The 24,282-nt window shown below is 29.0% G+C and carries 21 protein-coding genes; 2 read left to right on the top strand and 19 right to left on the bottom strand.

Going from position 1 to position 24,282, the window contains the following annotated elements; all coding sequences use genetic code 11:
• Positions 1 to 75 precede the first annotated feature (75 nt).
• Entirely contained in the window at positions 76 to 1,392 is a 1,317-nt protein-coding gene (locus AXY43_RS20660; RefSeq protein ID WP_105412094.1) for a hypothetical protein, read from the bottom strand.
• Entirely contained in the window at positions 1,393 to 2,040 is a 648-nt protein-coding gene (locus AXY43_RS20655) for a hypothetical protein (RefSeq protein WP_105412093.1), read from the bottom strand.
• A 338-nt stretch (positions 2,041 to 2,378) separates the two neighbouring features.
• Here AXY43_RS20655 and AXY43_RS20650 point away from each other — a divergent pair, with 338 nt between their 5' ends.
• Positions 2,379 to 3,350 (top strand): N-acetylmuramoyl-L-alanine amidase family protein, encoded by a 972-nt coding sequence (locus tag AXY43_RS20650; RefSeq protein ID WP_105412092.1) that lies wholly within the window; start codon positions 2,379 to 2,381, stop codon positions 3,348 to 3,350.
• Between the two features lie 303 nt (positions 3,351 to 3,653).
• Here the strand turns inward: AXY43_RS20650 and AXY43_RS20645 are convergent, their stop codons facing one another.
• The 9 genes from AXY43_RS20645 to AXY43_RS20605 all read right to left on the bottom strand — a co-directional run bounded on the left by AXY43_RS20645 (position 3,654) and on the right by AXY43_RS20605 (position 15,783).
• A complete protein-coding gene (locus AXY43_RS20645; protein ID WP_105412091.1) occupies positions 3,654 to 5,633 on the bottom strand; it encodes an ABC transporter ATP-binding protein/permease in 1,980 nt (659 codons plus the stop codon).
• Between the two features lie 39 nt (positions 5,634 to 5,672).
• Positions 5,673 to 6,551, bottom strand: coding sequence for a UTP--glucose-1-phosphate uridylyltransferase GalU (galU, locus tag AXY43_RS20640; RefSeq protein WP_105412090.1), 879 nt, complete (start codon positions 6,549 to 6,551; stop codon positions 5,673 to 5,675).
• Positions 6,552 to 6,863: 312 nt separating this feature from the next.
• Positions 6,864 to 7,385 (bottom strand): VanZ family protein, encoded by a 522-nt coding sequence (locus AXY43_RS20635; RefSeq protein WP_105412089.1) that lies wholly within the window; start codon positions 7,383 to 7,385, stop codon positions 6,864 to 6,866.
• 178 nt (positions 7,386 to 7,563) lie between these two features.
• A complete protein-coding gene (locus AXY43_RS20630; RefSeq protein WP_017210807.1) occupies positions 7,564 to 7,791 on the bottom strand; it encodes an acyl carrier protein in 228 nt (75 codons plus the stop codon).
• 53 nt (positions 7,792 to 7,844) lie between these two features.
• A complete protein-coding gene (locus AXY43_RS20625) occupies positions 7,845 to 9,356 on the bottom strand; it encodes an amino acid adenylation domain-containing protein (protein WP_105412088.1) in 1,512 nt (503 codons plus the stop codon).
• 42 nt (positions 9,357 to 9,398) lie between these two features.
• Positions 9,399 to 10,763 (bottom strand): lipolytic protein G-D-S-L family, encoded by a 1,365-nt coding sequence (locus AXY43_RS20620; protein WP_105412087.1) that lies wholly within the window; start codon positions 10,761 to 10,763, stop codon positions 9,399 to 9,401.
• The gene (locus AXY43_RS20615) at positions 10,750 to 12,348 is read right to left on the bottom strand and encodes an MBOAT family O-acyltransferase (protein WP_105412086.1); all 1,599 of its coding nucleotides are present in this window, start codon (positions 12,346 to 12,348) and stop codon (positions 10,750 to 10,752) included. The genes AXY43_RS20620 and AXY43_RS20615 overlap by 14 nt, the downstream gene beginning before the upstream one ends.
• Positions 12,349 to 13,453: 1,105 nt before the next feature.
• Positions 13,454 to 15,226 carry a sensor domain-containing diguanylate cyclase gene (locus AXY43_RS20610; RefSeq protein WP_243099100.1) on the bottom strand — a complete coding sequence of 591 codons (1,773 nt, stop codon included), beginning with the start codon at positions 15,224 to 15,226 and terminating at the stop codon, positions 13,454 to 13,456.
• Positions 15,227 to 15,570: 344 nt separating this feature from the next.
• Entirely contained in the window at positions 15,571 to 15,783 is a 213-nt protein-coding gene (locus tag AXY43_RS20605; RefSeq protein WP_171786603.1) for a nucleotidyltransferase domain-containing protein, read from the bottom strand.
• A gap of 474 nt (positions 15,784 to 16,257) precedes the next feature.
• Between AXY43_RS20605 and AXY43_RS20600 the strand changes: the two genes are divergently transcribed.
• Positions 16,258 to 16,818: a hypothetical protein gene (locus AXY43_RS20600; RefSeq protein ID WP_105412083.1), complete on the top strand. Its 561-nt coding sequence runs from the start codon at positions 16,258 to 16,260 to the stop codon at positions 16,816 to 16,818.
• Between the two features lie 87 nt (positions 16,819 to 16,905).
• On the opposite strand, the gene AXY43_RS20595 is transcribed toward AXY43_RS20600, so the two are convergent.
• The 8 genes from AXY43_RS20595 to AXY43_RS20560 form a co-directional block, all read right to left on the bottom strand.
• A complete protein-coding gene (locus AXY43_RS20595; RefSeq protein WP_105412082.1) occupies positions 16,906 to 17,481 on the bottom strand; it encodes a Uma2 family endonuclease in 576 nt (191 codons plus the stop codon).
• Between the two features lie 180 nt (positions 17,482 to 17,661).
• A complete protein-coding gene (locus AXY43_RS20590; protein WP_105412081.1) occupies positions 17,662 to 18,711 on the bottom strand; it encodes a galactose ABC transporter substrate-binding protein in 1,050 nt (349 codons plus the stop codon).
• 163 nt (positions 18,712 to 18,874) lie between these two features.
• The gene (locus AXY43_RS20585) at positions 18,875 to 19,030 is read right to left on the bottom strand and encodes a Uma2 family endonuclease (protein WP_242986183.1); all 156 of its coding nucleotides are present in this window, start codon (positions 19,028 to 19,030) and stop codon (positions 18,875 to 18,877) included.
• A gap of 28 nt (positions 19,031 to 19,058) precedes the next feature.
• Positions 19,059 to 19,910: an Rpn family recombination-promoting nuclease/putative transposase gene (locus AXY43_RS20580; protein ID WP_105412080.1), complete on the bottom strand. Its 852-nt coding sequence runs from the start codon at positions 19,908 to 19,910 to the stop codon at positions 19,059 to 19,061.
• 299 nt (positions 19,911 to 20,209) lie between these two features.
• The gene (locus AXY43_RS20575) at positions 20,210 to 21,052 is read right to left on the bottom strand and encodes an Ig-like domain-containing protein (RefSeq protein ID WP_105412079.1); all 843 of its coding nucleotides are present in this window, start codon (positions 21,050 to 21,052) and stop codon (positions 20,210 to 20,212) included.
• 128 nt (positions 21,053 to 21,180) lie between these two features.
• Complete coding sequence (locus AXY43_RS20570; RefSeq protein ID WP_105412078.1) at positions 21,181 to 22,107, bottom strand: GH25 family lysozyme; 927 nt, start codon at positions 22,105 to 22,107, stop codon at positions 21,181 to 21,183.
• A gap of 212 nt (positions 22,108 to 22,319) precedes the next feature.
• The gene (locus AXY43_RS20565) at positions 22,320 to 23,363 is read right to left on the bottom strand and encodes a phage replisome organizer N-terminal domain-containing protein (protein WP_105412077.1); all 1,044 of its coding nucleotides are present in this window, start codon (positions 23,361 to 23,363) and stop codon (positions 22,320 to 22,322) included.
• 336 nt (positions 23,364 to 23,699) lie between these two features.
• On the bottom strand, positions 23,700 to 24,248 hold the full coding sequence (locus tag AXY43_RS20560) for a YqaJ viral recombinase family protein (RefSeq protein WP_051144820.1): 549 nt from the start codon (positions 24,246 to 24,248) through the stop codon (positions 23,700 to 23,702).
• Positions 24,249 to 24,282 lie beyond the last annotated feature (34 nt).

The raw sequence follows: 24,282 nt of genomic DNA, 5'->3' as shown, positions 1-24,282 counted from the left end.
TGCTTCTCTAATTATCTTATTTTTTAATAAAATGTTACTTTCTTGAACTCCCTTAGCTTTAGGCAATTCCTATAATTACTTATTTAGGACTCTTTTCCAAACACCAGGAATAAACAACAAGATCCCTGTGGCAAGTGCTGTAGCTCCATATTTTACCAAGCCTACTAGACTATAACCAGCTATATTATAGACAGTATCTTTTAAATAAACCGGAATAGCATTGATATTTTCATAAATTTTCAAATGATAAATACTGGAAGATACTATAACTAAAATTAATCCTGCAATGAAAAATGCAGTTCCTATGTATTTTAAACTAGAATCTAAACCATTAGCATTTACTTTTATTAATATACCTATAATAATTATAGGCATTATTATGAATAACCAAAATAATTTATAAATTGTTGAAGTTATTAGTGCTAACTTATGAACCTTATTTGATTCGATAATCTTATTAAAATTCATCTTTTCAACTTCTTTATCAATACTTTTACTTGCTTCATCTCCCAGCTTACCCTTAATACTATCTAATTTACTTTTAGGATTTTTACCATCTTGTGTATTATTTGCGGCATTTTGTCCTTCATTATTTAAACTTGATGATGCTTCTTCCTTAGACCTTTGATTATTACTATCTTGTGATTTTGTAACATCGTCATTAGAATTTTCAGGTTCAGTAGAAGAATTACTTTCTCCTGATTCATAATCATCAATTGTTATTCCATAATCTTTTAACATCTTTAAGGCCTGTTCTTCGGTTATACCTTTTTTTGTTGCCTTTTCAATTGCTTCTTCTTCAGTTAATCCTTTTTGCCTTAGTATTTCCTTCACCTTAGCTTCTGCTTCACTTTTGCTCATTAGTTGTTCTGCTTTTATATTGCCTTGTCCATCTTTCAATGCTGGCTTAATATAACTTATCCCATTAACTTGTGATATACTTTTAGTATATCCCATGTTTTCAATCTGGAACTTATCATTGAAAGATAAATCACTACTAGTTGGCTTAATCATATTATCCATAATAGAATCTAGCATATCAGATACTCTTTGCTTGTATATAGATGTATCTATAGGCTTAACATTATTTTCACCAGTTTTTAGATATTCTAAAAATTCGTGAACTACATTATCAGCTTCCTTTTTAACATCATCTTCTGTTATTATAGATTCTTTTATATCAATGTTAATTCCCTTAGAGCTTAAGACCTTATCTATTTTTTCATAAATATAATCTTTAAGTTCTCCATAGGTTCCACTTTTATTAAAAATATTTAAATAAGTGGCTTCATTAAGTAACACATATTTAAAAAACACAGATAAAACAGCAAGCATGATACTAGCTATTAATAATATTTCAAGAACAACATTTTTTATAGAACTGTTTTTCATCTATTTTAGATATCCACTAATCTTGTGTGCATAATTAGCTAAGCTGTCAGCATTATCGTTAAGAAAATCGCTTACTGTATATGCATTTCCTGAATTAAGCTGAAGAATTATTTGATATCCTTGCATAACACATGCAGTAGCTTTTCCATCTTTATTTTTTCCAAAAACTAGCTTAAGACTATCATTTTTTATCACTTTTTTCATATCATTTTGAAAATCGATTCTATTAACATCATCTGTATTAGTGCCATTTTCAATTTCTTTTAATCTATCTGCCACCTTATTAACTTCTGATATTATCTCATTAAGATCAGCTTCACTAAATTCGCCAACCATTTTCACTCCAACATCAATAATAGTATCATTGTCATCAATTAAATTTAATGCAGCCTTTAATTTGCTATAATCTTCTGTTCCTTTATACTTGTCTACCACTTCTTTAAATTCAGTCAAATCGATAACGCTAGCAATCTTTGTGTTTTTATTAACATTATAAGTTAATGGGCTAGTATTACTTTTAAATAAAGTTTTCATATCATCTTTTACTGTTTCATCGCTAGGCCTTTCTGCTGCAAATGCCCCTATTGAAGTGGATGTAGCTACTACTAATCCAAGTGCTCCCATTGATAATAATTTTTTCATTTTCATTCTTATTTTTCCCCTTTCAATATTTTAACTATATTCTCTTCCAATAACAGTATACATATTCTATAATATATCATTTATGGGCTAATTACAATATTTTTTCCATGATATCCACTTATATGAATAGTTTTTCATTTAAAAATTACTATTTTTTTCAATTTTCTTATTCTAGATATTAATTAACCTTCCATCATTTATAATAATTTGAAATTTACATATTTAAATGGTAAATTATATATATGTATATTTCAAACTTCACATAGTTATACATATGCAATAACCTCAAACAAACTATTGTGAATTTTGAGCATAACTAATCAAGTATTATGAGGAGTGTTAAAATGAAAAATTTCAAACTAAAAAACTTAGTTTTTGTAGCTGCAATAACACTTGTAGCTACTGCTACTGTTGTGCTTCCTACAAAAGCATCAGCTGCTTGGAGACAAGCTGATAATAGTAGTTGGAGCTACAGCGACGGAGATGCTGCGGTATCCGGTTGGAAATCAATAAATGGAAATTGGTATTTCTTCGATTCAAATTCCGTAATGAAAACTGGCTGGGTTAATGATGGCGGTAAATGGTATTACCTAGCATCATCTGGCGAAATGAAAACTGGCTGGATTAGCGATGGCGGTAAATGGTATTATACTGATCCATCTGGAGATATGCAAACTGGCTGGCTTTTAAACAACGGAGCTTGGTATTACCTAAATTCATCTGGAGATATGAAGACTGGATTACTTGAATTAAACGGTAAAACTTACTATTTAAGTGACTCTGGATCAATGAAAACTGGAACTATAACTATTAACGGAGTAAGTTATACTTTTGGTCAAAATGGCGAAAAAGTAACAACCTCTACAGCAAATCAAAGTACTACTACAAGTACTACTAATACAACAACTTCTTCATCAGGAGGATCAGGTGGTTCAGGAGGCAGTAGCTCTGGATCAAAAAATGATGACACTGACTCTTCATATGAGTACTTATACGGAACTTGGACTGTTGGTGATGTTGTTTATAAAGGCAGTAATGATGATTCTATAAAATCATACGTCGGTGAACAATTTACAATCTCTAAAGATGGTATTACTGCTACACTTCCTGTTCTTGGCGTAACAACTATTAATCCTACTATTAAAGAAAGCTCAATGACAGCTTCTGAATTCAAATCAAAATGGAAGATTTCAGTTAGCGGTAATACTGTTAAACGCCTCCACATATCTTATAGTAGCTATTCTGCAGATATGTATATTACTGAAGATGATACAAAATATGTTTCAGTAAAAGGTGCTCTTTTTGAATTGCAATAATAAAACTTGCTATCTTTGCATTTAGCTTTTAATCTAAAAAATAGGTGCTTATTTATGTACAAGCATTTAACATAATCATGAGCGCCGTTTAGAAGATGGTTTTCTGAGCGCTAAAATATACAGTAAAAATAAACCTTTGGATAATGTAACCTCCAAAGGTTTATTTTATATATATGTTTCAATGCACAATGCACAATGCACGATTCTCAATTTATAATTCACATTTCACAATTACGGCTAAAATTTTCCTAATATTTTTAGAATTATCATGAAGAACTATTTGGACCATATATTAGCTATTAATTATTCTCTTCTTAAAGATTCTACGGGATCTAATCTAGCGGCTTTATTAGCTGGCAATAATCCAGCCAGAACGCTTATAACAATGCTTAATGTTAATCCAAAAGCAGCATATGACTTCTTTATCAAAACTAAATTGATGCCAAATAATTTAATTGACTTGATATTTATTCCTTTCATTAATGCATATGCAAAGGCAAGTCCAATAATCCCACTAAAGCAGCCAATTAAGAACGCTTCTAAAACAAAAATTTTTCTTATATCCTTCCGACGCCCCCCTATGGCTTTAATTATGCCTATTTCCTTAGTCCGTTCTACAACACTAATATACATTATTACTACAATCATAATTGCAGATACTACCAAAGATACCGCTGAAATTCCTGATAGCACGTAAGTTAAAATACTTATCATAGAATTAAACATATTTAACATTTGCTCCTGCGAAGATCCTGAATATCCAAGTTCCTTAACCTTTTCTTTTATTCCATCAGTATATTTTTCACTAGGTGTATTTAAATACATTACATTAGACTTTAATTCATATTTATTCTCTGAATACCAGTTCTCTAAATCTGAATAGTTTAAAAAGACAGACTTCATAATTGAAGTTAAATCTCCACCGGCTGTAGTGTAAATTCCGCTTACAATAAATTCTTTTTTTAATACCTTTTGATTTACTAAAATGCTCAAAGTCACCTTTTTACCAATAACGTCTTCTCCAACTTTATCACTTATAGTTTTATTTATCAGTATCTCTCCGTCCTTAGGTAATGTTCCTTCTTTAAGATTTGATTCTGTTATATTTGAAGATATGGTTGAAAGCCTCATAACATTACTTCCTTTTCCATTATAACTTAAAGAATCTGCTCCTAGAGATATTTCATTAAATCCCTTTTCTATAGAAGATACATTTTCTATTTCTGATAGCTTTTTTATATCTTCTTCTTTAAATGGAGTTTGTTTATTAATGTCAGGCTTCTGTATGGTTGCAATATCCAAATCAACTGTTTCAGAATCATCACTAGGCATGTTTACCTCTATTACTAGAGGATTAACATAACTATTCATAGTTCTATTAAAATAAGCCTTAATTCCATTTCCAAAAGCCAACATCAAAATAAGACTCATTATTCCTATACTTGAGCCTATAGAAATAAATATATTTCTTATTGCCTTTTCCTTCATATTAGTAAGTGCCAGCTTTATTGCATTAAAAGAATTTAAACTTTTCCCTCTTTTTCTGATGTATCTGCTTCCTTCATAGTTCTTCTCATCGCCAACAGCAGCTTCCAATTCAAAGGATTTATTCTCCTCATTTATACTTCCATCAGCTATTTTAATTACTCTGCTGCAGCAAGATGCTACTTTTTCAGAATGAGTAACCATAATCACAAGTTTACCAGCTTTAGCTATACTCTTCATTATTTCTAGAACTTGCATTGATGTCTTTGAGTCTAGGCTTCCTGTAGGTTCGTCTGCAATAATTATTTCAGGATCATTCACTAATGCTCTCGCAATAGCTACCCTCTGTTTCTGCCCACCTGATAACTGGTTTGGCTTCTTATTTATATGATCTTTTAACCCAAGTTCTATTAACAATTCTTTTGCACGTTTAACTCTTTCTTTTTTCTTTACATTAGATAGTGTCATAGCTATTGCTACATTATTTAAAATGGATAAATGCGGTATTAGATTAAAGCTTTGAAAGACAAACCCAATCTTATTTTTCCTATAATCATCGAGTTCTCTTTTCTTAAACTTTTTAATATTCTCTCCGTTTACAAATAATTCTCCATTATATTTAGAATCCAATCCACCTATTAAATTCATTAATGTAGACTTACCACTACCCGATTCTCCTATAATTGCCACTAATTCATTTTTTTCAAAAGATAAATTAATATCTTTTAACACATAAACTTTTTCACTACTTTTTACTTTATAATATTTGCTAATATTTTTTAAACTTAATATACTCATTATTTTCCTCTTTTACTAATTCAACTTAAATTTCAAAACTTAAATAACTATACTCTTTAAGTAATCTGTGAATACATCTCTAAGTTCTGAATTTCTTAATGCGTATTCTACTGTAGCTTTTAGGTATCCAAGTTTATCTCCAACATCATATCTTTTTCCTTCAAAGTTATATGAATAAATTGCTTCTTCTTTAAGCAATTCTAATAATGCATCTGTAAGCTGTATTTCATTACCTTTTCCAGGTTTAATTCTTCTTAATACCTCAAATATCTGTGGTGTTATTATGTATCTTCCAAGAATTGCAGTATTAGATAAAGCATCTTTAATATTTGGTTTTTCCACTAACCCCTTAACCTTAGAAACTCTATCCTCAATTTTTATTCCATTAACTATTCCATACCTTGATACATGTTCTGGTTCTACTGCCTGCACTCCCAATATACTTGTTTTGTATTCACTATAGCAGTCCATAAGCTGCTTTAAACAAGGCTTTTGGTATTCATTTGTATAAACAATATCATCTCCAAGCAATACTGCAAAAGGTTCATTTCCTACAAATGCCCTAGCACAATAAATAGCATGTCCTAACCCTCTTGGTTCCTTCTGTCTTATGTAGTGAATATTTGCCATACCTGATATATCCCTGACTATCTTTAATAAATCGTCCTTATTATTTTTAGCTAATTCTGCTTCAAGTTCGACTGACTTATCAAAATGATTTTCAATGCATGTTTTATGCCTTCCAGTTATAATAAGAATTTCTTCAATTCCAGAAGCTATTGCTTCCTCCACAATATACTGAATTGCAGGTTTATCTACTATAGGAAGCATTTCCTTAGATTTTGCTTTAGTTGCTGGAAGAAACCTTGTGCCCAAGCCTGCCGCAGGAATTATCGCTTTTTTTATTTTTTTACTCATGATTATGTCCCCCATATTAGTCATCTTATCTTTTTTTGTCAATTATATCCTATTTATAGTATAACATGAAATTTTATTGTATTGTAAAATTATTTTAACAGCTGCTGAAGTAAAGAGAAATCAAAATCATCCTTAAGCTAATAAGTTATAAAAATAAGAAATATATATGTTGCAATTCAAATGAACATTTCACAATTCATAATTTCAGCCAAAATTCTTGCAATATTTTTAGAATTATAATGAAGAATTATTTTTGCAACATATATATTGAAAGAAAAAAGTACGTAATTTTTTAACTACGTACTTTTTTCCTTATGAGCTTTTTCTTTTATAAATTTTATAATAGGAAAGATAAAATAATCCTAATCCAATCATTGCTCCCATAAAATCAACTAAAATATCACTAACTAATGAAGTCCTTCCTGGTATAAAAGATTGATGGAACTCATCAGTTACAGCATAAAATAAACAAATAAACAATATGTAAATTATCATACCTTTTCCATTTTTATTATAAGAGAAAAGTGCACCGCAAACTAGAATTGCTAGTACCATATACATAAATGCATGTGCATTTTTCCTTACTATATGATCTAAATTACTTGCTTCTTCCTGCTTAACATTAATGCTATTCTTATTTACCTGTGAACTATCACTACTGCTTACTGCCTTATCTTTATTTTCAGCTTGTGATTTTTCTTGATTTCTTTGAGCATTTTCAATTATATTAACCACCTTAGTGCTTTGTTCATGAGAAATTGTTCCGTTATTTCCTGACATATAAAATATGAATCCCATCCAGAACAAACATAAAAGTATAACGATTTTTTTCAAGTGACCACCTCTTTTTAATTAGACCATTTGTGAATTTCATTTCAATATTGTTAATAGTTATCTTATATTATACCCCATAAATCACTTGCTTAAAACAAAAGTTGCACTAAACATAATTTAGTGCAGTAACTTTATATAATTATAATTTTCAATCTCACCATCTAACTTATAATAAAATTTATTCCTCTAAAAGACGTTGTATCAAGTTAAAAATTGCTTCTGCACTGTTAAAATTTTCAGGAATTATTTCAATTGCAGGAACTTCGATATCATATTCATCATCAATTACATTAACAATTTCAACAATATCAAACGAATCCAAAATACCTTCATCAACTAAAGTTGTACATGTCCCAAAATCAACATCATCTCTAACACCTTGTAATAATTCAATTAACTTCTCCATAATATATCTCTCCTTCTAAGTTACAACATAAATCTAAATTTAATGTTGTTTATTTATTTTATATATTCTTCTATTAGCTTTTTACGATCAATTTTTCCATTCATATTTAGTGGCATGCTGCTTCTATTATAGCAGACATTAGGCAACATATAACGAGGCAGCTTTTTCTTCAAATTCTGAGATAGTTTTTTAGTCTCCAAGCTTCCTGAATATACAGCAACAATTTGATCACTTTCCTTATTATATAAGCAGCAGCACATATCCAGACCTTCTAAGGCACTCATTGCATTTTCTATTTCTCCTAATTCTATTCTATTTCCCATATGTTTAATTTGAAAGTCTTTACGTGAAACATAAACTAATTCTCTATTCTCATTCCAGTAAACTAAATCTCCTGTACAATAAACAGTTTCAGGATAGCTCTTATTTAGTGGGTTTTGAATAAATGCTTCTCTTGTTTTTTCTGGATTATTATAATATCCACAAGCCAAGAATGATCCACGAATTAACAATTCTCCAACTTTTCCATATTCCTCAACAAGTTGTCCATTTTCATCCACAACCAAAGCATCCACATTCTCACACGGCACCCCTATAGGAATAGGCTCATCATCATTAAACTCTCTGTCAACTATATAGTATATTCCTATATCTGTGATCTCTGTAGGCCCAAACAAATTTGCATATACTGCATCTGGAACATGTCTGCGCCATACATTAAGCTGTTTAGTAGGCATTGTCTCTCCTGCAAATAAAATCTTCTTTAAAGCAGGCAGCTCAATAACATCTAAGGCTCCTAAATTAGCCACTATGCTTAACGCAGATGGAACCCAATAAATTGTGTTAACCTCTTTTTCATTTAAAAATTCAAGTAACTTTACTGGAAACGAAAATAACATTTTAGGAATAATGTATAATGTTGCTCCACTTCTAATAGTTGCAAATATATCTAATACAGACATACTAAAATAAAATGGTGTCTGATTTCCAAAAGTAGTATTTTCATTCAACTCAAAAGTTTTAACTACCCAGTCTGCATAATCAATTACAGATCTATGGCATACAATAACACCTTTTGGAATCCCTGTTGACCCGCTTGTAAAAAGAATGTACAAAGGATCAGTATCAATCATTTGTCTTCTTGCATCCTCTAATTTTTCTTCATTTTTTGGTAACATATGAATTTCATCATACAATACCTTTATGCAATCCGTTTCTATAAGCGAAAGATATTTTTCTGTTTTGTCATCATAAATTATAGCTGCTGGCTTCAATGTATCTAATATTATATTAATACGCTCTACAGGCATTTGAGCATCCAGTGGAACATAAAAACAACCTGCATATGCTGCCCCCATAAATGCTGAAATATTTCGCGCGCCTTTTTCCATATAGACAACAACAGCTTTATGCATACCTATGTTTTCTATCAAAAAACTCCCAATACTTTTAGATTCTTCAACTAATTCATGATAAGTTAATTTATATTTACCATCAGAAAAAGCAACTTTATTAGGAAATTTCTTTTCTGATTTTTCAAGATAAGATAAAATGCTTTTTTCCATAATATTTCCTCCATAATCTATTTTTTCATAGCTTACTTTACATTATCTTTTATATGACTCTTCTTTGGAGACATCTTCATCATAATGGCGAATTGCTTCATTATTATTAGATCCTTTTGCCCTAGCATTTACTCGTATTTTAAACTTCTTATAAGACTTGGAATCAAAAACGAAATCTGGATTTTTATCATAATCTCGTATAATATGCTCCTGTCCAGTTTCTGAATCTAATAATACAAATTGGTATTCTGGTATAACTTTAGACCCATGCAGAGAATCAGCTTTTAATGTTATAGTACTATCACTCTTTTTCCAATTGAACCATGCAGATGAAACATAATCTATTGATGCATAATATTCATCTTGTTTATAAAAATATTTGCTCATATCATCACCATTTTCGCGCATTTTTAGGAAAGCTGCTAGTGATTTAGAGAAAGCCTCTGCTCCAATAGCATTCAAGTGTTCAGTATCAGAAAAATAATTATTTTTTAACTTAAACACTTCTGGTTTAATTAAGTTATAATTGTAATATTGAATATTTAAGTTCTTTGCTATCTCTGCCACCTTATTATCAAATTCAAAGTAATTTTTTACTCTAAGGATTTGAAATGTAGGAAATGGTGTTGTTAAAAGAATTAACTCACAATTATTTTCCTTGCATAATTCAGATATCTTCTTTAAATATTCAGTATCTTTTGAGTTTATATCACCTATATTTTTATTAGCCGGAGGTAATTTTAGATTATCGTAATTTAAAGTTCCTTTTTGATCACTAGGATCAACCTTATTGAATCCTTTTCCTACATAGCCACTTTTATTGTTTTCCATAGCTTCCACTTGTCCCGGTTTTGGATAATCTGTATAAAAAGAATCAAATTTTCCATAAATATTGTTTACTACATCAAGAGGTGATTTTACATCATATCCACGCCACGGAAATAGCCTGTCTAAGTAAGAACCATCTTGGGACGATGCAAAATAATATTCAAGCTTATTTAAAAATGATTTCATATATAAAGAAACTGAAAGAAATACTATTGGCTTTTCTTCCTTACTAGTAAAATTATCTGGATCAACTGTCAAAACAATTAGTTTAGGTTTATGGTAAGAAAACAGTTCTTTCAGTGAATAATAAGTACCAACAAACATTTGCTGAGAAAATGCATAATTAAAAGTATTCTCTCCCAATTCCTTGTCCATAATATACGGATTAATGTCTCTTTGAGATAGTGATGCACCTGCAAATACCACATCAAAATCTTTCTTCTCAGAATACATTTCACGCATGGTCATTCGTGAATAATTGCCTTTTGGTACAAGGGCAAATGCTAAGCCATAACTTAAAATAATAAAGACCATTATAAATATAATTCCACTAAACCATTTATATTTAAAATTGCGCATACATAAATCCTCCTAGAAGATTTCCAGAACTAGCATCAAAGCTTATGACAGCAAAAATTAATGCATAAAATACTGCCCACCTAAAAACTAAATTTTGCTTAGATAAAAATTCACGTATCTTTACTCCTCTTTCTTGTAATACACTTACTGCAAACAAAATAACCGTTGCCCAAAATAAAATTCTAAAATCCTGTTCTTTAAGTCCAAGTTTATAAATTGTACCATCAAGTAATTGCGTAATTTTAAAATTTGCTACGGTATTATGTAACATATAAAGTGAAGAGTTAAGATTACTTGCTCTATCAAAATACCATCCTAAATTTACAATAAAAAATGTTCTTAATATCCTAAACAAGTGATATGAGAAGCATTCCGTATTTACTTTAGTTACTCTTTTTAACCATTCATAAAACGGTTCTAGAATCGTGCTAAAGGCAATAACAATTCCATTATATAATCCCCATGCTATATAATGCCAATAAGCTCCATGCCAAATGCCAACAACTAAAAATACCACTAAGTTAGAAAATACAACCGGAATAGTCCTTCCTGCTTTCCTTCCAAGATGTTTATTGGCTAGTTTTGATACCTTAGACATTTTCTTTGAAAGAGCTAGAGGGTAAAATATATAATCGCGCATCCAAGCACCTAAGGTAATATGCCATCTGCGCCAAAATTCTGATAGTGAGGTTGAAAAATACGGTCTTCTAAAATTCACAGCCATATTTATTCCAAGCAATTCAGAGATCCCCATAGCAACATCAATTCCGCCTGAAAAATCTGCATATTGCTGTAATGAATAGAATAAAACTCCTACTACTGTGATTGCACCACCATAATTATCATAGTTCTTAAATGTTTCATTAACTAATGTGATTGCTCTATCTGCAATTACCATCTTCTTAAAAAGCCCCCATAAAATCAATTGGAGACCATATTTAAATTTCTGCCAATCAAACCTGTGAGTTTTATATAACTGTTCTGATAATTTATCAAATCTATTAATAGGGCCTTGTACAATTTGAGGAAAAAATGAAATAAACAGTGCAAATTTAAATAAGTTTTTTTCTGCTTTATATTTTCCATTATATACATCAATTAGGTATCCCATGGACTGAAAAGTATAAAAAGATATTCCTAATGGTAGCAACAAATCCAACTTCATTGGAACTGTTCCATGATGCGTTACCATGTTAAACAATCCAACAATGTTTTTTGATAGAAAATCAAAATATTTTAAAAACGCTAAAATTCCAAAATTACTTAATAAAACACACCAGAAAATTATTCTCTGCTTCCTCTTTGCCAGAGCCTTTATTTGTTTCTTATTTTCAGGTGTCAGTGTTTCTTTTTTTTCAGTTAATTCAATTTTCATATTTTCGCTAATTTTACTTATAATAATTGTTCCAACCCAGACTGTCAAAGTCGTAAAAACTATATATCCAACGGTCTTTATACCAGCAGATATATAAAAAATATAACTTCCAATAAGTAAACATATCCATTGAACCTTCTTAGGTAAAATATAGTATGCCAAAATCAATATAACAAAAAAAATACAAAAATTAAATTGCAAAAACGACATTATTCCACATCCTTATAAAGAGATTAATATACATGTTTCAAAAAGTTTAATTCATAAAAATTCATCTTAAACTATATACTACAATTCACAATGCACAGTTCACAATGCACAATTACGGATAAAATTCTTGCAATATTTTTAGAATTATGATAAAAAATCATTTTTTCAATATATAGTTTTATAAAGAATGAATTATACTATTTAAAGCTTATATATGGCAAAAAATATTTAATATCCAAACATTTTTTATTATAGCACTTTATAACATTTGTTCCATACATAAACTAATAAATATAAGAATTTTTTAATACTTTTGTACTATAGATATCCAACTTGAGACATAGACTTATGCATATAGTACACCGAAAGAAGAAACATTGTTGCTTCGCAGGACTATAAAAATTTCGCTGAAAGTGCTAAATTGCAGGTTGTCGCAACTTATGCTTGCTCCCACTTTCAGTGTGACAAGCATAAATAGGACAACCTACAATAAGGCACTTTTAACAGCTCATTTTTAAATGCCTGCTGCGCAAAAATGTTTCTACTTTCTAGTATGCATATATTTCAAGGTATAAGTAAATTTCAAGTTGTGGATATCTATATAGATAATACAATCATAAACTATACTTAGACTATGAAATGTCTTCCAACCAGAAATGAGTAATATACTTTTGTGGAATGTTTCATTGGTAATTTTGATGGATGTGATTCTTTGGCTATAAGTTGTTCCAAATGTGCTAGTTCAAAAAGTGAGAATCGAAATTTCATATTTCGTTCTTCGAACTTTCTCTGTGAGCGCTTGTTCTTTGAGGATAGCACTTTGGGTACAACTTTATAGCCTTAAAATCACCCATCAGAATTACCTAGAAACTGGAACAAAAGTATGTTACTCATTTCGGCGAGTTATATGCATAAGTTCAGGTCTTAGTTGTGGTATCTATAGTCCACATATTATTCCACAAAAAATACGTTGTATCGACGGTAAGTGGTATAACTGCCTGTACAACGCATTGATATTTCATATGTATATTGAAAATATTTTTATTTATGTAATATCCTGATTTAAATTTCAGTGTGAAACTATATATTAATTTTGGATTATTTTTTAATCCATATTTAATTCTGGCTTCCATATGGTTAATTGATTCTTTCCATTTCGTTTTGATTTTAATGATGCTTTATCTGCATTTTTTATTAACATTTCCTTATCATAATTGACATCAACTAAAGAGCTAATTCCTACACTAATAGTAATATTAAAAGTGTTAGATATAGACTTAGATTTGCTTAGTCCAACTTTTTCAGAAATCCACTTCTTAAAGATATTAGAATTAAATAATTTTTCCGATTTAAACATGCTTTCTTTTATCACTTCTACATCTAATGCTGTTTCTTCTGTTTCTTCTGTTTCTTCTTCCTCTTTATCACCAATTTCAAATTTATAATCACTAATAATATTTTTTATTTGCTCCATAATAACCCCTGCATCTTCACTATTAGTATAAGGCAAAATTATCGTGAATTCATCTCCACCATATCTAAATATAACATCTTCATCACGTAGAATGCTTCGCATAACTTCTACAACCTTTTTTAAAAGAAGATCCCCTACTGGATGTCCATGAGTATCATTATATTTTTTAAAATTATCTATATCAATCATTGCCATAGATAGATCATTCTCATCCTTTTGAACTTTTCTAATATATTCATCAAGCATATTTTGAAAATAACGATGATTATAGACTCCTGTAAGTCCATCTCTTGTAGCTAATCTTTCTACATTTTTGTATAAAAAGGCATTTTCTAGTGCACTTGTCAAAGGTGTTATAGTTCCATTTATAAGTTCAATTTCTTCTATTGTTAATTTATTTTTTGTGTTTATATGTAAAATACCTATACAACTTTCTTTTGATAATAATGGGATGGAATATATGTATCCTTTATCTGCTTTTAATTCAGCCATATGTTTCTTTTTAAAAGCTTCTTCCACAGTTCCACTAAACTCCAAACCTTTTTTATCATCCCCATAAGATGAAATAACATTAATCTTATTTTCATCCACTTTATCAAATATACCTAAAGTACATGAATGAACTTCTATAATCTCAGTTACTATCTTAATACCCATATTAGATACCTCTTCCAAATCCATAGATGAGGTTATTCTTTTAGTTAGCTCAAACAGTCTTTGATTATTTTGATTTTCTTTTTGAAGCTTAGCAGTTAATTGGGCATTATTTATAGCAAGTCCAATTTCTCCAGATATAGTATTAATCAATTTAAAATCTGATTCTCCAAAATCCGAATCTTTTTTACTTCCTAAAACTAATACACCCAATATTTTTTCATGCATTTTTATAGGAATTGTAATCTGGGCTCTTGTATCACTTATGCACCGTATATATCTAAAATCCTTTTGAACATCATCTGTGAGTAACCCCTGTTCTTTATAAAATGTCCATCCAACAAGACCTTCACCTATTCTGAAAGTTGTCTTTTCTAACTCTTCATATAAAACATTAGAATGTGATTTCAGTTTAAGTTCATCTTTTTCTAACAAAAATATTAATCCAAAATCTGCATTTGTGTGAGTTACAAGACGAGCTAATATAGTATCTAATAACTCTTGTATAGATGCCATATTATATATAGCAAATGCTGTATCATATAAAATACTATTTTCAAATTTTAATATTCTTATACTTCTATTTATTTTATCTATTTCATTGAATAGAGATTCTCCATCTATTAATTTAACATCATTAGAATATTTTCTATCTCCAATATTTAAATTACTTTTCATTTGTTTTAATTTTATATATGCTCTTATAATTTTATTTACAATAATGGCCAATAATAAAATAATAGTAAACATAAAATAAATAAAATTGCTAATTTCCCATTTTTCAAAGGATATAATTATTTTTTGCTGCACTAAAATAATAAATAATGTAGGCATTAATATGGCAATAATCCTAAAGATTAGATACAGTTTAAATGTAAAGCTTTTACTCACTATTAAATTTCCCTTTTCGATATAATATATGTTTCAATTCACAATGCACAGTTTTCAATCTACAATTCACAGTTTTCAATCTACAATTCACAGTTTTTCAATGCACAATTCACAGTTTCAATTTACAGTTCACAAGCCACAGTTCATAATTTTCAATGCATAGTTCACAATTACTGCTAGAATTCTTGCAGTACATATTCAATTTAATAAATATTAATCAAATAAGTACTTGTATTCATTTCTATGTCCTCAATAAATTCAGATATTGAATTTTCACAATACACGGCAAGATCAATATCACTTTTTAATAAATTATCTCCTCTTGCTCTAGATCCAAAGAGAATAACTTTATTAATACTTTTATGCTTATGGCATATATCCAATATATCATCAACAATTTTCTGTTCTAAATTCAAACTTATCGCTCCTTTGGCTTGTCACACTTAACATACATAATATTATAACCTATAAATTATTTACTTAAAACAATAAATGTACTAAGTACTCTTTTATATCTATCACTATTAACTTCTGCCATAATATATTTTATATAAATTTTCATTCATCTATCTCAAACCCTTATGTTTCCTATAAATATTTACATATTTAAATATTTTCCTAGGTAAATATTTTTCTATAAACATACTTACCTAGAAAAATATATTCCCATAAACCTATTTTCCTAGAAACATTTAAACCTATTTTTATTCTAAAATATGAACCTAGAAACCTATGAATATATAAAAAAATTTAAATTTTTTCATATTAAAGTATTTATATATTTTAATATTTGCATATATCTTATATGAGGAGGTAATTAATTCTGCATATGATAAGGCTTATATAATATATTATTTCTTCATATTTTAATACATAGGGAGGAATTATAAATGAACATGTCTGTAAAAAAATCTAAGGTAAAAGGCGAAATCAAGGATGATTTTTCCATTGTGGAAAATGAATCTTCAGATATATTTACCTTCTCAGAAGGAGAGCTTAAATTAGATGGGACTCTTATAAAATCATTTTCTTTTGATTCTGATGAAGAACTTATTGAACATCCTGCGCCACCCACCATTCACGATACCACCACCAACAACAATAATAACAATAATAGCAATAATAATAATAATAATAATAATAATAATTACAGTAACAATGATAGCACTAATACTACACCTAATTTAAATTCTCATGATATTCCATATAATCCTGATGTCAAAAATGAAATTTTGGACCACAGAACTTTAAAAGTTAATCCAAATGGAAGAACACCATCTGTTGATGGCGAAGCTTTTGATATGGTAAGAAGCTATACTTTAAGACGCTCTACTGTAAGAATCTTAAGTAAAATTAAAGCCATTCATATTGATGATAATGTTTATTTAAATACCATCGTTGACGAAGCTATTCGTTATTATTATGAATATCTTAAAACTCAAAATGAATGACTTCTTCTGATGTTTATGTAAATTTATTCAGCTACGAAAGAGAAAAATCTCCCACCTACTAATAAAAAATATAGGCAGGAGATTTTCTTAATCCTCTTCTATTAATTCAACTTCTGATAAATCCATCTCTAAATCGTCAAATCTTATAGATTTAAATTTTTCATTTAATGTACAATTATTCTTTAATTCATATTTATTATTTACTAATGAATAAATCCATACTTTCTTACTCATTGGTGATACAATCCAATATTCAGGTACTCCATATTCCTCATATAAGTCCTTTTTAGAAATAAGATCATCATCTGAATTTGATGGACTTAAAACTTCTATAACTAATTGCGGAATTCCTATATATCCTCTATAAAAAATTTGATTTTTATCACAATATACTGCAACATCTGGAGCAACTTCAGCTTTCTTTGATTTTATTAAATTATCAATAATATTTTTATCGGATTTGATAATAGCTGGATCTTCTTTAGTCAAAAATAATGCAGCCTCAATTGAAACATTACAAGATTTTTTGAAATAGTTTCTTAACTGCAAATACAATTCTCCTTGTAACTCTATATGATTATATCTAGGCCTTGGCGACATATATTTTATATTATTAATCCACTCTTCTTTTAATAATAATTTTTCTAAATTCCCCGATTCCATACTATCATCTCCCCATACACAATAACTGTATCATAAAATTATTTAGTACTTTAATTATAACCTATATTTTCTCTTCCTAAAACAAAAAATAGATTTAATACAATGCTTATGCTCGGTAATTTTTATTTTTACAAAAAGTATATGGTTGCTCTTCTCTGATTTTAATATTCCTAAATCAAATTATTTCTTGTATATAATTTGATTAGGTATGCGAATTGCAACTCCTGTTTGATCAAATTGATAATCAGTACCTTCAATTGGATCTCTGCCTTTAACCATATTCATCCCTATAGTATAAAGTGCTTCTGCCATTGCTTTTGGATCTTGAAAAATAGTCCCTAACATTAATCCTTCATTAATTAACTTCTGTGATTCTGGCAATCCCTCAACACCAACTACTGCAATATTTTTTTCTTTATCTCCTAAATTGTATCCATAGGATTGCAGTGCTTCAATTGCACCTAATGCCATGGAGTCGTCATTTGCAATTATAGCTTCAATTTTAGGTCCAGTTTTTAAAAATAGCGACTCTATGGCCTCTTTTGCGAGTTCTCTACTCCAATAAGCAAATACTCTTTCAAGCTCCTGAGTTTCTACTCCTGATTCACTAAGTTCTAAAAGAGAATATTTTGTTCTATCAGCTGCTACCAAATTATTTCTTTCACCTTCTAAAAGAACATATTGCATTATTCCATCATGGTTCTTATCAATGGAATCTCTATTTGTGTTCCATTCATTAGCAAGAATCTCGCCCTCCATAGTTCCATCGCTTTTTGCATCTAACCCTATATATAGAGATTTATTGTATGTTTTAATCTCACTTAGCAGCGGCTCTCTATTAAAAAATATCACTGGAATATTAGCTTTAGCAATTTGATTAGTAACTCTTTTTACCGTTAATTCATCCCTGTTCTTAACTAGATGCATTATTATAAGATCAACACCTTCTTTAAGTACATTATCAAGCTGTTCATTTTGCACTGCTTGATTTGATTTAGCATCATAAAACGTGAATTCTACTTTTCCTGGATTTTCTTCTTGAATATCTTCTAAATCTTTACGCACTAAAGAAATATAATCATCACTAAAATTTATTAAAAATACAGCTACTCTAACAGGTCTTTTTTCAGCAACATTAATACTCGCAAATGCAGCTTTTTCTTTAAAGCTAAATAACATATATGACATTATCATTAGAAACATTATAATAGATAGCATTTTCTTAAACATTTTTACTTCCTCCAACAATAGAAAATTTCCACAATGTTATTATGTATATCGCGAAAATATTTATGCTAACCTATTATGGGTATTTTACAATTTTTAATATTAAGTATAAGTAAGATAGAGTGGTAATAAATACCACTCTATTAAACCCCTAAACAATCATTTCCTAGGAAAATAAATCTTCTATATCAACTTCAAAAAGTTTTGATTTGACAATTCCAGTTTCAGTCTTAACTATGCTTTGTTCATACATTCTATCTTGGTTTAGTGTATATAACATAACAGTATTTAATATAGGATTAACTATCCAATATTCTTTCAAAACCGCTAGCCTAGAGTTATCACTTATTTTATAATCTTAACTTTTCTATTTCATTTATATTTAATCCTGTTTTAACAGCTATAGTTTCATTATCTAAAACATCCAATAAATTTTTAGCTATCTCAAAAGCCTTTTTATTTTCTCCTTCTTTTATTCCTTTTTCTATTCCTCTTATTTCAGTTGTTTTCATTTCCGCTATGTAATCTCTAAGTCTTTTTAAATCATTTTCGTATATTTCTCTTTCATCTTTATCCAAATACATAACGTCCAATCTTTCTACAGCCTTCTTTACTGCTTCATCTACTGCTAATTCTTCTGGAATTTTATCCTTTTCAAGCTCATATGCTCTGTTTAAAAAAACTATCCATCTATCTAAAGCTGTTCTTACATCCTTAAAATCCTTTTTGAATTTATTTAATTCTAAAAAGTGCATTTCAAATACAGAGGATAATTCTTTCTTACTTTTTTCATTGTAAACTTTGTATACATTATGAAATTCTTCTTCATCCAAATAATCAAAGTCAAGAATATTTATAGATATTGTTTTTCTTAACTTATCATAATTATATCCGCCTTCTAATTTATCTGAATATACTTTTGCCCAATAATAAAAGGCTCTCTTTTCATAGAAAATCTGCTCTGAAAGCTGCATCTCTATATCATACCAGATTCCCTTATCATCTACTGCTTTTATGTCCAGTATGCTCATTTTGTCTTTTCTATAATTTGCTATATTATATGGATTTTTAAGATATACATCTTTTATTTGTTGATTCTCTGATAACATTGAATTTATAAACGAAATAAGAATATCTTTGTTCTCTTCACTTCCAAATAGCTTTTTAAATGCAAAATCAACTTTGGGATTTAATCTACACACAAGCTTCACTTCCTCTCTCATACGTATTGATACTTTATATTGATTATAGTAATATTATAACCTATAACCAATTTCACTAAAACAAAAAAACTGCACTAAATAATTATTCACTTCACTGCTTGTTCTTGGTGTTTCTTTAAAAGTATCTGCCCCCCCTTTGTGATACTCATTGCTCCATAGAATAATTTAAATAATTTAAGATAAATGTTTATTTTTATAAAAAATTTAATACAATATAAATAAGAAAAGCTTAGTGCTGGTAACACTAAGCTAATCCTATATTAATTTCAAGATTAAATTCACTTATCTAACTCCACTTTAACTTCGTATTCATTTAAGATATTATTATCATCTTCATATTTTATGCTTGAATCTGGTTTATTATTATATACTCTTATAATAAGAGTTGTTGTTCCTGGATCTAAAACAATATTATCATTATCAACAAGCTTTGCTCTTCTCACCTCACCAATATCTGAATATGAGGTCACCCTAAATACTTTAATATACTTTTCATCTAATCTTTTTATATTAACACTTATATTATCTGATGACGCTTTTGCATAATAAGTTCTCTTATTTTTTGCTTCAATAACTATATTATTACTATTATATTTGTTATCACTATAAAGTTCCATTGCACTGCCATCTTTATTTAGCAATCCTATTTTGTTGTAATAAGAATAATAAACCGTTACTTTACATGTATTCGATTTTCCACTTCCGTCATTTGCTGTACATATAATTGTTGTAGTTCCTTCCGATATTCCTTTTACCTCTCCATTTGAACTTACCCTTGCTACATCTGTATTACTAGATTTCCATGTTACTTTTTTATTGTCTGCATTGCTTGGCAATACTGTTTCCTTTAGCTTTAAAGTATCTCCTTGATTAATAACTGCGCTTGATTCATTCAACATTACTCCTGTTACGCTTACTGTATCTTTATTATTAAGACTTTTATCTGATTCTTTTTCGGAATTAACCTTTAATTCTGATCCAACATTGTTTACTATAGTATCCGTTGATTGAACTGAGTTTCCTTCAGTTTCTGTAGCATATATTTTTATAGGATTTAATACTGATACTGATGCTACTATCAGTAAACCAGATATCACTTTTATTAATTTAAGCTTTTCCATTGCTCATCCCCCTAACCATTTTTATTTAATTATACCATATTTTTCTTTTAAGGTTGTAAAATTTTAATCTCACCATGTTATTACCACATATAATAATACTAACTTTAAGGTCCAACCTGACATAGATTTTATACTTCTGAAGTCTCCATTGCCCCATTATTATCAAAATGATACCATTTGTCATCTATCTTTATACGTCCTGTCTGCATTATGCCTTCCTCATTAAAGTAGTACCATTTAGAGGATTTCTCATCATAATACCATCCAGTTTTCATAGCTCCATCATTGTAATCTCCAAAGTAATACCAACTATCTCCATACTTTTTCCAATCATGAATCATCCAACCTTCTGAATCAAACAAATACCATTTTCCGTTTATGAATTCCCAAGCATCCTTAGTAAAAGTTCCATCATTATGCTTATACCACCATTTACTATTTTCATTTATCCAAGTTCCTAAGTACATATTATTTTTAAGCAAAACACCTTGTGTAAATAAATTCACATCGCATTTTCCGCTTACCCCTGATATATCTCCATTTTCAGTATATTGATGCCCTATTCTATTAGTAAAGAAATTTGAAGGAAGGTTCCAGGGATCATTATTATAATTTGCTTCCCAGAAAGGATAATCTTTTATTTTACTTTTTATCTCTTCTATATTTGATAAAAATCCTGTATAAGAGTAGATTCCTAATTGAAGAGGACTTAATTCCTTAAATGCATTTATAAATCTTATTATATAATCACACAATTCATCAAATTCAGATTCAATATCAAGCATAGGAATCATGTCCCATGCACAGTCTTTAATCTTTTTATAAAAGTTTTCTGCCTGAGCCTGTGGAGAGCTTGTACTAACTAGAAAATGATAAGCTCCAACATTTATCCCATGGCTTTTACATAAATCATAAAACTCCTCTAGTCTGCTGTCTTGAAACGTCTTCCCCTCAGTAGCTTTCATATAGACGCATTCTATGTTATCTTCTGCGACTTTATCAAAATCAATACTTGCATTATTATTTGATATATCAATTCCTTTAACATACCTCATTACCTATACCCCCTTATATACATTTTTTCAATTCACAATGCACATTTTGCAATTCACAATTAGCAATTTGCAATGCTCAATTTACCTCTTTCAATTCTCAATTTACACTTCGCAATTAGGGATAAAATTCTTGCGATATATTTAGAATTACCATGAAGAATTATTTTTGCAATATATTAAGACATAATCCCTAAAATAACCAATTCATATGATTAGCTATCTTCGTTCCACCCCAGAAGCTTCTTCTCTAAATCATCATAATCATACTGCCTAGGCTCAAAGTTAATAAATCTAAGTTTTGGTTTTTCTTTAACAAATGATGAATTGCCTGCATCGCAATCATTAAACTCCATATCTTCATAGTCTTTTGGATATCCTTCCTTAAGCCAGTTTTTAAGGATACCATTAATATAATTTATATCAAGCTTATTTCTTTCTATGGCCTCTCTAACAGCCATTTCTACATACTTTTCTTTATGAATCATTAACTCTTTTATTACCCAGCTTAAAGTAAATCCTCTTATGACTTTATTATCTTCTTCTAAGGTTTTTATAATTTTAAGAGCCTGTGATTTTATTTCATCATGAGACGAAGAGACAATTTTAGTCTGTATATGAGCTTTATCATAAGATTCATCATTTTCTTTTGTTAAAGCAACATCATTTACCTTATCTTTTTCTTTATTCTCTTTTTTATCTATATTCTTTTTCTTATGTTCTTTATCTTCTTCTCTCTTCTCCTTCTGTAGCGTTACATTTGCGTTACAGTTTTTATTTTTGTTAATTTTATTAGTGTCACTTCCTTCATCTCTGGCATTATTACAAGCTTCATCAGCATTTAATTTATTCTCTACAAGTTCCTTTTCTTTTTTATTTCTCTCTCTAAAGTTTTTAACTCTTTCACGAGTACCCTCTTTTACTCTTTTCATTCCTTCAATATTTTGATGTTTTTCCCAGTTGCATATTTTTATTACGCCATTTTCATAAATTTTAATAAGCTTAAAAGATTCTAATATATCTAGAACCTCTTCTATAATATCTAGTGGCCTGTTAAATAATATAGACAGCATTTTTTTAGTATAAGGTACGTCTTTTTTTAGATATATTAATCCACCATCATTAACCTTTCCCGCCTGTAAAAGCAGTCTTATCCATACATAATTTGTACAATCTCTTAATGGCAGTGAGTCAATTAATCTCATTGTTTCATCTTCACACATATTTGTATTTAGCTTAATCCACTCTATCCCCTTCATAAATACGTCCCCTACCTAATTTTTACTTAAAATATTCAGTACTCCCTTTTAGATTTATTTTCACTCATTTTCTTCTCTTCAACCTAACTTAAATGGCACATATGCTACAATGCACAATACGCAATTATGGCTAAAATTCTTGTAGTATTTTTACAATTATCGCGAAGAATTATTTTTGCAATATACATTATAAGCTGTACTCATAATTGGTAAATATACGCAGATTTAATAGTTCTATAATTCTCACAAAAATAAAGTAATCTCTGAAACTATATAAATATAGATAAACAGCCATGACTAAACTCCACTGTATAGGCTATTTATCTATATCTTTAGTCACCTAGGCGAAATTTCCTTTAAGATATGATCATAAAAAAATACTTTTTCCTCATTAACTATCTTTGAAATCACCTTTTCATCTCTATGTATCTCTTTAAATACAAATTTTCTGCTGTTGATTAAACATGCAAAATAGCATTTATCGGCTTTTGTAACTCTCATATTATGTTGACATTCAAGAAAAACATTTTTATTTATTTCTTCATCAAAGTTAATTCCATTATATATGCTGCAAAGTAAAATAGAATTTTCACCAACTATTCTTCTATCTACTTTACAACACATAAATTCATATTCTTCATCAATAATTGTTTTTAATTCTTTTCTTACCTTCTTACCACTTCTTATGGTAAATTCTTTACATAAAATCTCCTTTAAAGTATTAAACCAATAAATTTCTTCATATTCTTCCTTAAGATTTATATGTCTACTCTGACCTTTTTCTAACTTCTCTTCATATAATTCTTTTATTGTTTTCTTTGCATTTATACCTAATATTATCCCTATCTCATTCCCATAAATGAATTTTAAATCTCTTTCTGCCATACTTCCCCCTTAAACGTAAATACTTTCATGTCAT

This window comes from Clostridium sp. MF28 (genome assembly GCF_002969175.1).
GTDB classification, from domain to species: domain Bacteria; phylum Bacillota; class Clostridia; order Clostridiales; family Clostridiaceae; genus Clostridium; species Clostridium beijerinckii.
This window is presented reverse-complemented; position numbering and strand designations above follow the sequence as displayed.